This is a genomic window from Nocardioides sp. ChNu-99, assembly GCF_029493445.1.
Taxonomy (GTDB): domain Bacteria; phylum Actinomycetota; class Actinomycetes; order Propionibacteriales; family Nocardioidaceae; genus Nocardioides.
The window spans coordinates 1-12,794 of sequence record NZ_JAHWBL010000083.1 but is presented as its reverse complement, the minus strand read 5'-3'; the positions used below and the strand labels follow the sequence as shown (position 1 = coordinate 12,794).

At 75.6% G+C, this 12,794-nt stretch carries 12 protein-coding genes; 5 read left to right on the top strand and 7 right to left on the bottom strand.

Annotation, left to right across the window (positions count from 1 at the left end; all coding sequences use genetic code 11):
• Positions 1-5: 5 nt before the first annotated feature.
• Both rpe and ligD read right to left on the bottom strand, forming a co-directional pair.
• Entirely contained in the window at positions 6-695 is a 690-nt protein-coding gene (gene rpe / locus KK617_RS17660; RefSeq protein WP_277501495.1) for a ribulose-phosphate 3-epimerase, read from the bottom strand.
• A gap of 21 nt (positions 696-716) precedes the next feature.
• Positions 717-1,682, bottom strand: a complete 966-nt coding sequence (ligD, locus tag KK617_RS17655) for a non-homologous end-joining DNA ligase (protein WP_277501493.1) — start codon at positions 1,680-1,682, stop codon at positions 717-719.
• 64 nt (positions 1,683-1,746) lie between these two features.
• Between ligD and KK617_RS17650 the strand changes: the two genes are divergently transcribed.
• The 4 genes from KK617_RS17650 to KK617_RS17635 all read left to right on the top strand — a co-directional run bounded on the left by KK617_RS17650 (position 1,747) and on the right by KK617_RS17635 (position 6,324).
• Positions 1,747-2,397 carry a winged helix-turn-helix domain-containing protein gene (locus KK617_RS17650; protein ID WP_277501492.1) on the top strand — a complete coding sequence of 217 codons (651 nt, stop codon included), beginning with the start codon at positions 1,747-1,749 and terminating at the stop codon, positions 2,395-2,397.
• Positions 2,394-3,764 carry an MFS transporter gene (locus KK617_RS17645; RefSeq protein WP_277501490.1) on the top strand — a complete coding sequence of 457 codons (1,371 nt, stop codon included), beginning with the start codon at positions 2,394-2,396 and terminating at the stop codon, positions 3,762-3,764. Before KK617_RS17650 ends, KK617_RS17645 begins: the two co-directional genes overlap by 4 nt.
• Positions 3,765-3,870: 106 nt before the next feature.
• Positions 3,871-4,614 carry an AAA family ATPase gene (locus KK617_RS17640; protein ID WP_277501487.1) on the top strand — a complete coding sequence of 248 codons (744 nt, stop codon included), beginning with the start codon at positions 3,871-3,873 and terminating at the stop codon, positions 4,612-4,614.
• Between the two features lie 216 nt (positions 4,615-4,830).
• On the top strand, positions 4,831-6,324 hold the full coding sequence (locus tag KK617_RS17635) for an HNH endonuclease signature motif containing protein (RefSeq protein ID WP_277501486.1): 1,494 nt from the start codon (positions 4,831-4,833) through the stop codon (positions 6,322-6,324).
• A 302-nt stretch (positions 6,325-6,626) separates the two neighbouring features.
• Here KK617_RS17635 and KK617_RS17630 read toward each other — a convergent pair whose 3' ends face one another.
• From KK617_RS17630 to def, 4 genes are all read right to left on the bottom strand, one after another.
• Positions 6,627-8,090: a transcription antitermination factor NusB gene (locus KK617_RS17630; RefSeq protein WP_277501485.1), complete on the bottom strand. Its 1,464-nt coding sequence runs from the start codon at positions 8,088-8,090 to the stop codon at positions 6,627-6,629.
• Positions 8,083-8,550, bottom strand: coding sequence for a hypothetical protein (locus KK617_RS17625; RefSeq protein WP_277501484.1), 468 nt, complete (start codon positions 8,548-8,550; stop codon positions 8,083-8,085). The genes KK617_RS17630 and KK617_RS17625 overlap by 8 nt, the downstream gene beginning before the upstream one ends.
• A 5-nt stretch (positions 8,551-8,555) precedes the next feature.
• Positions 8,556-9,497: a methionyl-tRNA formyltransferase gene (gene fmt, locus KK617_RS17620; protein ID WP_277501483.1), complete on the bottom strand. Its 942-nt coding sequence runs from the start codon at positions 9,495-9,497 to the stop codon at positions 8,556-8,558.
• A 61-nt stretch (positions 9,498-9,558) separates the two neighbouring features.
• Positions 9,559-10,104, bottom strand: a complete 546-nt coding sequence (def, locus tag KK617_RS17615; protein ID WP_277501482.1) for a peptide deformylase — start codon at positions 10,102-10,104, stop codon at positions 9,559-9,561.
• 142 nt (positions 10,105-10,246) lie between these two features.
• Between def and ppk2 the strand changes: the two genes are divergently transcribed.
• The gene (gene ppk2 / locus KK617_RS17610; RefSeq protein WP_277501480.1) at positions 10,247-11,152 is read left to right on the top strand and encodes a polyphosphate kinase 2; all 906 of its coding nucleotides are present in this window, start codon (positions 10,247-10,249) and stop codon (positions 11,150-11,152) included.
• 45 nt (positions 11,153-11,197) lie between these two features.
• On the opposite strand, the gene KK617_RS17605 is transcribed toward ppk2, so the two are convergent.
• Positions 11,198-12,794, bottom strand: a 1,597-nt coding sequence (locus tag KK617_RS17605) for a primosome assembly protein PriA (RefSeq protein WP_277501479.1), incomplete at its 5' end; no start/stop codon positions are given.

Sequence of the window (12,794 nt, the reverse complement as noted above, 5' to 3'; positions counted from 1 at the left end):
GGGGGTCAGGCCGGGGCGCGGGCGGCGTCGCCCGCGGCGCGCGCGGCATCGCCCGCGGCGCGCAGGGCGCCGATCATGGCGTCGGGGTCGTCGGCGGAGTAGACGGCGCTGCCGGCGACGAACACGTCCGCCCCGGCCGCGGCGCACCGCTCGATGGTCTCCAACGACACGCCGCCGTCGACCTGGAGGGCGCACTCCACGCCCCGGGCGTCGAGGAGCGCCCGGGCGCGGCGGATCTTGGGGAGCACGAGGTCGAGGAACTTCTGGCCGCCGAACCCGGGCTCGACCGTCATGAGCAGCAGCATGTCCAGCTCGCCGAGCATGTCGGCGTAGGGCTCGACGGGGGTGGCCGGCTTCAGCGCCATGCTCGCCCGGCCGCCCGCGGCGCGGATCTCGCGCGCCAGGCGCACGGGCGCGGCGGCGGCCTCGACGTGGAACGTCACCGAGGCGCAGCCGGCCTCGACGTACGTCGGGGCGTGGCGGTCGGGGTCCGCGATCATGAGGTGCGCGTCGAGCGGCAGGTCGGTCGCGCGCGCCAGGGCCTCGACCATCGTCGGGCCGAAGGTCAGGTTCGGCACGAAGTGGTTGTCCATCACGTCGACGTGGACCATGTCGGCGCTCGGGATGCGTGCGACCTCCGCGCCCAGCGCGGCGAAGTCGGCGTTGAGGATGCTCGGCGTGATCTGGATGCCCACGGGGGGCGATCCTAGGGGTGCTCAGGCCTCGTCGTCGGGCGGGGGCGCCGCGCCCTCGGCCTCGTCCCGGTCGGCCCACTCGAGCAGGGGCGCGATGTCGAAGACGTGCTCGTCGGCGTGCAGCCCCGCGTGCAGGTCGCCGAGCTCGGCGAAGCGGGCGGGCACGGTGGCCAGCGTCAGGTCGCGCGGGTCGGCGTCGGCGACCTCGTCCCAGCGCAGCGGGGTCGAGACGCGGGCGTCGGGCAGGCCGCGCAGGGAGTACGCCGCCGCGATCGTGTGGTCGCGGGTGTTCTGGTTGTAGTCGACGAAGACCTTCGCCGGGTCGCGGTCCTTGCGCCACCACGCGGTCGTCACGTCGTCGGTGCGGCGCTCGACCTCGCGGGCGAAGGCGTGGGCGGCGCGTCGTACGTCGGCGAAGCCGTGGGTGGGCGGGATCCGCACGTAGACGTGCAGGCCCTTCGAGCCGCTCGTCTTGGGGTAGCCGACCGCGCCGAGCTCGTCGAGCACCTCGTGGGCCACCGCCGCGACGCGCTGCACGGTGGCGTAGTCGCAGGCGTCCCCCGGGTCGAGGTCGATGCGCCACTCGTCGGGCTGCTCCACCTGGCCGCGCCGGCTGTTCCAGGGGTGGAACTCGACCGTCGACATCTGCACGGCCCAGATCACCGCGGCCGGCTCCGTCACGCACAGCTCGTCGGCCGTGCGGCCCCAGCGCGGGAAGAACAGCTCGACGGTCTCGACCCAGTCGGGCGCGCCGGCCGGCAGCCGCTTCTGGTGCACCTTGTCGCCGGCCAGCCCCTTGGGGAAGCGGTGGAGCATGCAGGGGCGCTCGAGCAGCGCGCCGGTGATGCCGTCGGCGACGGCCAGGTAGTACTCCACCACGTCCAGCTTCGTGGCCCCGGACTCCGGGAAGTAGACCCGGTCGGGGTTGCTGACCCGCACGACGCGGGAGCCCACCTCGACCTCGACGGACGGCGACTTCGACGGCACGAGCGCCAACGTAGCCGAGCGGTCCCCCTTGACGGAATGGTCGGCAGTTCCCGACCATACGGCCATGGCCGACCGTTCTGCGCCCGACCGCTCCTCGCCCGACTACGACCTCGCCGACGAGCTCGTGGTGACCGACCCGGAGCAGTACCGCGCCCTCTTCGAGGAGACCCGCACCCGGATCGTGACGCTCCTGCTCGACCGCGCGGCGACCACGTCGGAGCTGGCCGAGGTGCTCGGACGCCCGAAGGGCACGGTGGGCCACCACCTCAAGACGCTCGAGCGCGCCGGGCTCGTGCGGGTCGTGCGCACCGAGCGGGTGCGGGCGCTGGAGGCGCGCTACTACGGCCGCACCGCGCGGACCTTCCTCTACCACCCCGTGGGCGAGGCGGTGGGCTGGCAGCAGCGCCTCCTGCAGCGCGCGGCCGCCGAGATGGGCGCCGTGCCCGAGGGGGGTGCGGACGGGAGCGCCGATGGAGGTGCCGGTGGAGGTGCCGGTGGAGGTGCCGGTGGCGACGGGCGCGCGGAGACGTGGCCCGCCACGGCGTACCTGCGCCAGGCCCGCATCCCCCGCGAGCGCGCCGAGGAGTGGGACCGGCGGCTCGGCGACCTCGTCACGGAGTTCGCGGCGCAGCCCGCGGAGGGAGGCACGACGTACGCCGTCGTGGCCGGCATCTACCCGACCCGCGGCCTACCCGCCCCCGGGGAGGAGGCGTGAGCGCCGACGCGGCCGCGCCCCCGACGGCGGGGCGCGGGCTGGGGGCGCGCTACCGGCGCGTGCTGGCGTCGTCGGCCGCCGCGAACCTCGGTGACGGCCTCATGGTGGTCGCCGTCCTGTGGCTCGCGTCGTCGCTGACCCGCGACCCGTTCGTCATCACGCTGCTCGGCCTGGCGTCGCGGCTGCCGTGGCTGGTGTTCACCCTGCTGGCCGGCGTGCTGACCGACCGGGTCGACCGCCGGCTGCTCGTCGGGTCGATGGACGCGGTGCGGTGCGTCGCCGTCGCGCTGCTCGCCGCCGTCGTCGCCTTGCACCAGGCGTCGCTGCCGACCCCGGCCGAGCTCGCCGCGGGTGCGCCCGCGCCCGACGCCGCGCCCCTGCTGCTCGTCGTGCTGGGGGTCGTCTCGTTGCTGCTGGGCTTCGCCGAGGTGCTGCGGGACAACGCGGCGCAGACGCTCCTGCCCGCGGTCGTCGACCGTGCCCACCTCGAGCGCGCCAACGGGCGGCTGTGGGCGGTGGAGAGCACGATGAACAACTTCGTCGGGCCGCCCCTGGCCGGGCTGCTCCTCGGCCTGGCCCTCGTCGTGCCGTTCGCCGCCAACGCCGGGCTGCTCGCGCTCAGCGCGCTGCTGGTGCTGGGCCTGCGTGGCGACTTCCGGCCGCGGCGGGCACCCGCCGTACCCGGGGTCGCCCCCGCTGTCCCGGACTGGCGCCGCGAGCTGGCCGAGGGGTTCGGCTGGCTGTGGCGGCACCGCCTGCTGCGCACGCTCGCGTTCATGCTCGCCGCGATGAACCTGCTGACGACCGCAGCGTTCGTGACGCTCGTGCTGTTCGTGCAGGAGGTGCTCGGTGTGCTCGACGGCTGGGCGTTCGGGCTGGTCACGACGGGTACGGCGGTCGGCGCGGTCGCCGCGTCACTGGTCGTGGACCGGGTGGTGGCGCGGCTCGGCCCGGGACCGTCGCTGCTGGTCTCCGTCGTGGGCTCCGCGCTCGTGCTGCTGGTGACGGGACTGACGTCGTCGCCCGTGCTGTTCTGGGCGATGGGCGTGGTCACCGGCCTCTTCGTCGTGCTGTGGAACGTCGTCACCGTGTCGCTGCGCCAGCGGATCATCCCCGACCACCTGCTGGGCCGGGTCAACTCCGTCTACCGGTTCTTCGGCTGGGGGATGATGGCCGTCGGCAGCCTGCTCGGCGGCGCGGTCGTCGTGGCCCTCGACGCCGTCGGCGACCGCGAGTGGGCGCTGCGGGCGCCGTTCCTCCTCGCTGCCGCCGGCCACCTCGTGCTCGTGCCGGTGGCCCTCCGGCGGCTCGGGACCGCCGCGATCCGCGCCGCGGAGGCCGAGGCGGAGGCGGAGGCCCGCGGCTGAGTCGCTGGGCGGCCCCCGACCAGTACGGCGCCCGGCACCGTCGGTGGGGTGCGGCAAGGTGGTCGCCGGGTGCCGGCTCGGGGTGGGCCGGCGGCGAGGAGGCGAAATGCGGTTCGACCAGCCACCGGTGGTGCGGGTCGCGGTGGATCCCGAGCGGCCGCCCCCCGAACCGGGCGTCTGGCCGCTGACGGTGCCGGCCGTGGCGCAGCTCGTGCGGGACGGTTTCGACCCCGCGCCCGGCGTGACGTTCCTCGTAGGGGAGAACGGCTCGGGCAAGTCGACGATCGTCGAGGCGCTGGCGGAGGCGTACGGGCTACCACCGGAAGGTGGCTCGACGCAGGGCGGTCGCGCGACCTGGCGCAGCGAGTCAGCCCTCGCCCGATCGCTGCGGGTCCAGCGCGGGATCGGTTCGGGCCGGTGGGGCTTCTTCCTGCGGGCCGAGACGATGCACGGGTGGTACACGTTCAACGAGTCGACGATCGACCCCGACGCCCGCGGACCGCGGCGGGCGTCCGAGTACCACCTCATGAGCCACGGTGAGTCCTTCCTCGAGGTCTCTCGCACCCATCTCGACGGGCCGGGGTTCTACTGCCTCGACGAGCCGGAAGCCGCGCTCTCGTTCTCCGCCACCCTGGGGTTCATCGGCCGTCTGGCCGAGCTCGTTGCGTCGCGGGCGCAGGTCGTCTGCGCGACGCACTCCCCCGTCCTCGCCTCCCTCCCCGGCGCCCGCATCCTCGAGCTGGGTCCGTGGGGAATGCGGGAGACGACGTGGGACGACCTCGAGCTGGTCGAGCACTGGAAGCGGTTCCTCGACGCCCCGGGGAGGTACCTGAGGCACGTCCTGGAGTGAGGGCGTCGGGGCGGGACGTCGGCGGTGTCGGCGCGGTGTCGGTGGCGGGGGCACTCCGCTTCGGTGGTTGAGGTGGCCGCCCCAGCGGCCCTCGAAACCACCTCGAGGACGGTTGCCGGCCGGGTGCTGTGGCGACGCTCAGACTCCTAGATCTTCTTTCCCCAGCCCCCGCTCTCGGACCCGAAACTGTCGGTGGTCGCCCCTAGCGTTGTCGGCATGAGCCACCCGAGCACCGCCGTCGTCGAGGCCCCTCCGGCCATCGACTCGACCGCGCTGCTCGCGACCGCCCGAGCCGCTGCAGCGGCTCAGCGCGCGGCGGAGGTGGCGGCGTTCGTCGCGGTCGCGGACTGGGCTGACGCCCACACCGACGGGGTGGTGGGTGACCCCATCGGCCCGCTCGGGCTCTGGCATGAGGACCCCAGCTCGGTACCGGGTGGCGACCGGTTCCTCGAGCTCGGCGGACCCGGCGCCCCCCTTGTCTCGGAGTTCTGCCTCTACGAGATCTCCGCAGCCCTCGGCCGCTCCGTCACCTCCGGCCGCCCGCTCGTCGGTGACGCCATCGAGCTGCGCCACCGCCTCCCCCGCCTCTGGGACCGTGTCCTCGCCGGGGCCGACCCCCTGACGCAGAAGCGATCGCTGCCGGTCTGGCGGGCACGGAAGATCGCCGCCCTCACCCGCAACCTCACGCCCGAGGGTGCGGACTTCGTCGATCGCAACCTGGCGCCGGTCGCGCACCGCGCCACGATGCCGACCGTCGAGCGCCTCGTCGCCGAAGCGGTAGCCCGGTTCGACCCCGAGAACGCCGAGCTGGACCGGGCGGACGCAGACGCCGGCCGGTACTTCACCATCGAGACCACCCCCAGCGACGCGGGCTCACCGTGGACCGGCGTCGTCCCCGTCCACGGCACCCTCGACATCGCCGACGCCCTCGACCTGAACAACGCCGTCCAGCGCGTGGCCGCCGACCTCGCCGCCGCGGGCTGCGACGCCGCCCTCGACGTCCGCCGCTCCATGGCCCTCGGCGAACTCGCACGACGCCAGACCGCACTCGACCTCCACGGCGCCGACCCGACGAACGACGAGACGCCGGTGGGCTCCACCCGGACACCTGCGCGGCAGGTCGTGCTCTACGTCCACCTCAGCGACGCCGCCGTCACCGCCCAGCGCTCCGGCGACGACTTGGCGGCGGGGCCCGGCGTCGACACCGCGACCGGTGGCGTCGGGATCGACCTTGCCCGCCTCGAGAACACCCGAGGGATGGTCACCGCCGACCAGGTCCGCGACTGGTGCCGCACGCCGGGCACGAAGATCACCGTCAAGCCCGTCATCGACCTGAACCAGCACGTGGCGGTGGATGCGTACGAGGTCCCCGACCGCATCGCCGAACGTGTCCGGCTCGACCGGCCCACCTGCGCGTTCCCCTACTGCAGCCGACCAGCACGAGGGCTCGACCTCAACCACACCCAGCCCTACCGGTGGGAAACGGCACCCGGTGCCGGGCAGACATCCACCAGCAACCTCGCGCCGCTCTGCCGAGGCGAACACAGGGCCAAGACCCACCCCTCGCCGACCGGGTCGAGCCCACCTGGCAGTGACCCGCCCGACCGGCGATGGCGCTACCACCGCGACCCCCACGGCACCTACCTCTGGACCAGCCCCCACGGGCTCCGCTACGCCGTCGACCCCACCGGCACCACACCACTCGACTAGCACCGCCACCAGCGCCGACCCCGCCGCCCCAGCACCACGTGGCGGGGCCACCGGCACGCCAGGCGTGGTTTCGAGGGCCGCTGGCGCGGCCACCTCAACCACCGGACGACCCAATCCCCGGGCGCAGGTCCAGGCGTGGTTTTCGAGGGCTGCCGGGGCGGCCACCTCGACCACCGGCGCGAGGCGCGCGACCAGGTCGACTCCCGGCGTACCGGCTCGGCCGCACGGATCAGGAGTCGCGGTACGAGCGGTAGCTGTCCACTACCGCTGACACCGCGACCCACCGCCGCCGACCCCGCCCGTCAGCGCCGCCGCAGCAGGGCGACGAACATGGCGTCGGTGCGGTGCTCGTGCGGCCACAGCTGCACGGTGGGGGTGCCGTCGGCCAGGGCCGGGCCGCGGGCGGCGGCGACGCCGGGGAGCAGCGCGGTGGCGTCCTCGGCGTCGACGTCGTCGCGCCGACCGAGCACGCCGTCGACGACCTCGACCGTCTCCGCGGGCACCGGCGAGCACGTCGCGTAGACCACGACGCCGCCCGGCCGCACCACGGTGAGCGCCGCGTCGAGCAGCCGCTCCTGCAGCGGCACGAGGTCGCGCAGGTCGGACGGCTGGCGCCGCCACCGCGACTCGGGCCGCCGGCGCAGCGCACCCAGACCCGAGCACGGGGCGTCGACGAGCACGCGGTCGAACGACCCCGGCTCCCACACCGGCGCCGTGCCGTCGCCCGTGACGACGGCCTCGACCCCCGGGGCGAGCGAGCCGTCGGGCAGGGAGAGGGCGCGCCGTACGAGCTCGGTGCGGTGCTCCTGCGCCTCGTTCGCAACGAGCCGCGCGCCACGGGAGCCGGCGAGTGCCGCGAGCAGCGCCGCCTTGCCGCCGGGCCCGGCGCAGAGGTCGAGCCACCGCTCGTCCCGGCCCTCGACGACCGCGGCGGCGAGTGCGACCGCCACGAGCTGCGACCCCTCGTCCTGCACCCCGGCGTCACCGCCGGCGACGGCCGCGAGCGCGCCGGGGTCGCCGCCGGGCAGGGCGACGCCGTACGGCGACAGCACGGTGGCCGTGCCCCCGGTCTGCTCGACCAGCTCGTCCCGTCCGATCCGGCCGGGGCGGGCGACGAGCGTGACGCCGGGCGCGAGGTTGTCGGCACTCAGCAGTGCGTCGAGGTCGTCCGGTCGCCCGGAGCGCGCCAGGCTGTCCGCCAGCGCCGCCACCACCCAGCGCGGGTGGCTGTGGGCGACGGCCGCGAACCCCACGGGGTCGGTCGTCGGGTCGGGGGCGACGCGTCGCACCCAGCCGGCGAGGTCGTGCTCGCCGACCCGCCGCAGCACGGCGTTGGTGAAGCCCGCCGGCCCCTGCCCGACGCGGGCGCGGACGAGGTCGACGGTGGTGGAGATCGCCGCGTGCGCGGGCACGCGCATCGACAGCAGCTGGTGACCGCCGAGCCGCAGCGCGTCGAGCACCTTGGCCTCGACCTTCGCCAGCGGCCGGTCGACGCAGGCGGCGACGATCGCGTCGTACGTGCCCTGCCGGCGCAGCGTGCCCGCCGCGAGCTCGGTGACGAAGCCGGCGTCGCGCCCGCTCAGGCCGTGCTTGCGCAGCACGTCGGGCAGCACGAGGTTGGCGTAGGCCCCCTCGACGCGGACGGCGACGAGCACGTCGTACGCCGCGAGCCGGGCCGGGTCGGCGGTGCGCCGGGCAGCGGGGGTACGGCCTCCCGAGCGGGGGCCGTTGCCGCGCCCGCCCGGACGTCGTCGCGGGTCAGCCACGCTCGCCCCCCGTGAACGCACGCACCAGCTTCGGCGGGGCGTTGCGCAGCCACGACTCGGTCAGCACCTCGCGCAGCTCGCCGCGCGTGATCTCCCCCAGCCGCGACTCCTGCACCAGCACCCCGTCGTGGCCGTCGAGGTGGGGCACGGTGAAGAACGGGCCGTCGGCCGCCACGAGCGCCGCCTTGGCGCCCTGGTCGGCGGCCCACAGCACGAGCAGGTCCTCGTACGGCGCGCCGGTGGCGGGGTCGAGCGCCGTCGGCCCGGGCGGGCGCCACCCGCAGAAGCCGCGGGGGCGGGCCTTCGTCGCGGGGTCCGAGACGAGGTAGGTGGGCATGTCGCCCCACGAGGTGCCGTAGGTAACGTGCGGCAGCGCGCGGCAGAGCGCGTGGACGTCGTCGGCGGTCGCCGGACGAGCGTCCTCGGCCGCCGCCTCGGGCCCCTCGGCGCGGGAGGCCACGGTGCTCAGACCCCGAACCGGGCGCCGGACTCCAGGCGCACCCCGCGGGCCCAGTCGGCCGCCGCCATCTGCTTCTTGCCGAAGGCCTTGACCTCGCCGAGGCGCACCGGGTGGGTGCCGGTCCCTACGAACACCGCGTTCTTGGTCACCTCGAGCTCGCCCGGCGCGAGCGCGGGACGCTCGGCGTCGATGGTGACGGGCCCGAGCTTGATGCGCTGCGACTCGCCGTCGACGAGCTGGGTGGACCAGGCGCCGGGGGCCGGCGTGCAGGCGCGGATGCGCCGGTCGACGGCGACCGCGGGCTCGTTCCAGTCGACCTGCGCGTCCTCGACGGCGATCTTCGGCGCGAACGACACGCCCTCCTCGGGCTGCTCCCGCGCCTCGAGCGACCCGTCCTCGATGCCGTCCAGCGTCGCGACGAGCAGGCCCGCGCCACCCTCGGCCAGGCGCGCCAGCAGGTCGCCGGAGGTGTCCCCCGGGCGGATCCGCTCGGTCATCACGCCGAACGTCGGACCGGCGTCGAGGGCCTTGACGATGCGGAAGGTCGTGGCCCCCGTGACCTCGTCGCCCGCCCACACCGCGTGCTGCACCGGCGCCGCACCGCGCCAGGAGGGCAGCACCGAGAAGTGCAGGTTGATCCAGCCGTGCGGCACCAGGTCGAGCGCCGACTGGGGCAGCAGCGCGCCGTACGCGACCACGGGGCAGGCGTCCGGGCGCAGGGCGGCGAGCTCGGCCTGGAACTCCGGGTCGCGCGGGTGCTCCGGCTTGAGCACGGGCACGCCCAGCTCCTCGGCGCGCTGCGCGACCGGGCTCGCGACCAGCTTGCGGCCCCGCCCCGACGGGGCGTCGGGACGCGTCACCACCCCGACCAGCTCGTGCGCCGACTCGGCGATGGCGTTGAGGGCGGGGACGGCGACCTCGGGGGTGCCGGCGAAGACGACGCGCATGGGGCGGGGGGTGCTCCTGTGTCGGGGTGAGGTGCGTGAGGGGTGCGGGTGGGGTGCGGGCTCAGCGGCCGAACGGGCCGGTCGGGTGGGGCGAGACCTTGACGGTCGGCTTCTCCAGCCCGAACCACTCGGCCTCGCGGATCTCCTTCATCGCGGCCTTGCGGGCCTCGGCGTCGAGCTTGTCGATGAAGAGCACGCCGTCGAGGTGGTCGGTCTCGTGCTGGATGGCGCGCGCCAGGAACTCCGAGCCGCGGACGGTGACCGGCTCGCCGTGCATGTCGAACCCGTGGGCCACGACCGACAGTGCGCGGCGGCACTCGAAGGTGAGCTCCGGCAGCGACAGGCAGCCCTCGAGCGCCACCTGCTCCTCCTCCGACAGCTCCAGGGTCGGGTTCACCAGGTGCCCGAGCTCGCCGTCGACGTTCCAGGTGAAGACCCGGACGCTCACCCCGATCTGCGGGGCCGCCAGCCCGGCGCCGGGGGCCTCGAGCATGGTGTCGGTCAGGTCCTGCACGAGCGTGCGCAGCTCGCGGTCGAAGTCGGTGACCTCGCTCGCGCGGCGGCGCAGCACGGGGTCGCCGAAGAGCCGGATGGGTTGGATCGCCACCGGACCAGTGTAGGAGCCCGCCGCACCGCTCCCGGCCACCCGCCGGGCCACCGACCGGACACCGACCGTTCACCCCCCACCCCTAACGTGCGCGGGCCGTGCGCAGGCGTGCGCGGCCGACGACGCAGGGAGGGGACCACCGGTGGTGACGCGCGAGGTGCTGGACGACGTCCGGGCCTACATCGACCGCTTGCAGGTGGAGGGCTACGCCCTCGGGGAGGACCACGACGACGACCCGGTCCTCATCGACCCGCAGGGGCGCGCCGTCGACACGTGGCGGGAGAACTACCCGTACGACGAGCGGCTGGGCCGCGAGGAGTACGACGAGCAGAAGTACGCGCTGCAGGTCGAGCTGCTGAAGTTCCAGCGCTGGCAGGGCGCGACCGGCGCGAAGCACGTCATCGTGTTCGAGGGCCGCGACGCCGCCGGCAAGGGCGGCACGATCAAGCGCTTCATGGAGCACCTCAACCCCCGCCACGCCCGCACGGTCGCGCTGGGCAAGCCCAGCGACCGCGAGCAGCACCAGTGGTACTTCCAGCGCTACGTGCAGCACCTCCCGACCGCCGGCGAGCTCGTTCTCTTCGACCGCAGCTGGTACAACCGCGCCGGCGTCGAGCGCGTCATGGGCTTCGCCACCGACGACGAGTACGAGCTCTTCATGCGCCAGGCGCCCGTCTTCGAGCAGATGCTCGCGGAGAGCGGCGTGCACCTCACGAAGTTCTGGTTCTCCGTCACCCAGTCGGAGCAGCGCACGCGCTTCATCATCCGCCAGGTCGACCCCGTCCGGCAGTGGAAGCTGTCGCCGATGGACCTGCAGTCCCTCGACCGGTGGGACGCCTACACGGCGGCGAAGGAGGCGATGCTCCTGCGCACCGACACCGACGTCGCGCCCTGGACGACCATCAAGTCCAACGACAAGAAGCGCGCCCGGCTCGAGGCCCTGCGCCACTTCCTGTCCACCGTCGAGTACGACGGCAAGGACCACGCCGTCGTCGGCGAGCCCGACCCGCTGGTCGTGCGTCGGGGCGTCGACGCCGTCGGCGACTGACGGCCCCCGCCCGTCGCCCACCGTCGCTCTGGCCCGTGGGGGAGGTCAGAGCGACGGCGGGTCGACCTGCACCCGTACGGCGGCCAGCTTGCGCGCCGAGCGCTCCCGCACGGCGACGCCCAGCGCGTCCTCCAGGGCCCGGCTCGCGGCCAGCGGCACGCGCACGACGGCCCGGACCTCGGGCTCCTCGACCGGCCCGCCGCGGGGCGCGGCCGGCACCGGCACGGGGCCGAGCACCTCGACCGGCGGCGGCACCCGCAGGTGCTGGAGGAACACCTCGACGGCGTCGGGCTCCCCGGTGACGCTCGCCAGGCGCGTGCCCGGGGGCAGGCGGGCGGAGACGCGGTCGGCGGCCTCGCGATCGGCGTACCCCGCCGGGTCCCAGCGCACGAGCGCCTGCAGCACGGGCTCGGCCGGGTCCCCCACGGCCACGACCTCCCCGCCGGGACGCACGAGGGCCGCCGCGTTCATCCACCGCCGCAGGGCCTCCTCCCCCGTCCGCAGGTCGACGCGGGCGAGCGCCAGCCAGGTGTCGAGCAGCGCCACGGCGGCGTACCCGCCCTCGGCGGCCGGCTCCGCGCCCGGCGTGGCGACGACCAGGGCCGGGGTCGCGGGCACCGTCGCGAGCACGCGGTCGCCGGCCGAGGTGCGCACCGGCACGGCCGGGAACGCACGCCCCAGCTCCTCCGCCGTGCGGGTCTCGCCCAGCACCGGCGCCCGCAGCCCGCGGTGCCCGCACGTGCCGCACGCCCACTGCGGCGCCGCGGTGCCGCACCACCGGCAGGCGGGCGGCTCGGTGGCGGCGCGCTGCTGCAGCGGGCCCGTGCAGCGCGTGCAGCGGGCCGGGGTGCGGCAGCGCTCGCAGGCGAGGCTCGCCGCGTAGCCCGACCGCGGGGTCTGCACCAGTACCGGGCCGGTCGCCAGCCCCGCGCGCAGCGCGTCGCGGGCGGCCGTCGGCAGCCGGGTGGTGCGGGCGTACGGGTCGCGCTCGAGCTCGCGGTCGGTCGCCCCGGCCACCCGCACCCGGACCCGCTCGCGCAGCACCGCCCGGGGCAGCGCGACCGGCTGCGCCCACCCCTGCGCCAGCAGCTGCCGCGCCTCGACCGAGCAGGCGTGCCCGCCCAGCAGCGCCGCCGCCCCGCTCTGCTCGGCCCGCAGCACCGCGACCTCGCGCACGTGGGGGTACGGCGCCCGCGGCTCCGCGTGGAGGTCGTCGCCGTCGTCCCAGACCACCACGAGCCCGAGGTCGTGCACGGGCGCCCAGATCGCCCCCCGCGTGCCGACCACGACGCGCCGCGCGCCGCGGCTGACGGCGAGGAAGTCGCGGTAGCGCGCCGCGGGCCCGGCGTCCGCGCGGAGGCTGACGTGGTGGCCCTGGCCCAGCACGGCGGTGAGCGCCGCGTCGACGCGGTCCACGTCCTTGCCGTCGGGCACGCAGACGAGCACGCCCCGGCCCGCGGCGTACGCCGTCGCGGCCGCGAGCGCGACCAGCCGCGGCCAGTCGGTGGCCGGGGGCGCCGACCAGACAGCGCGGACGGCCTCGCCCCCGGCGAGGTGCTCGCAGAACGCCGCCCCGTGCTCGTGCTCGCCCCACGCCTCGACGGCGGCGGCCCGGACGCCGGCCGCGGCCGGGGGCGTCGTG

Coding starts and splice junctions, on each gene's coding strand:
- KK617_RS17650 (WP_277501492.1), top strand. CDS start 1,747: ATGGCCGACCGTTCTGCGCCCGACCGCTCCTCGCCCGACTACGACCTC.
- KK617_RS17640 (WP_277501487.1), top strand. CDS start 3,871: ATGCGGTTCGACCAGCCACCGGTGGTGCGGGTCGCGGTGGATCCCGAG.
- KK617_RS17635 (WP_277501486.1), top strand. CDS start 4,831: ATGAGCCACCCGAGCACCGCCGTCGTCGAGGCCCCTCCGGCCATCGAC.
- fmt (WP_277501483.1), bottom strand. CDS start 9,497: ATGCGCGTCGTCTTCGCCGGCACCCCCGAGGTCGCCGTCCCCGCCCTC.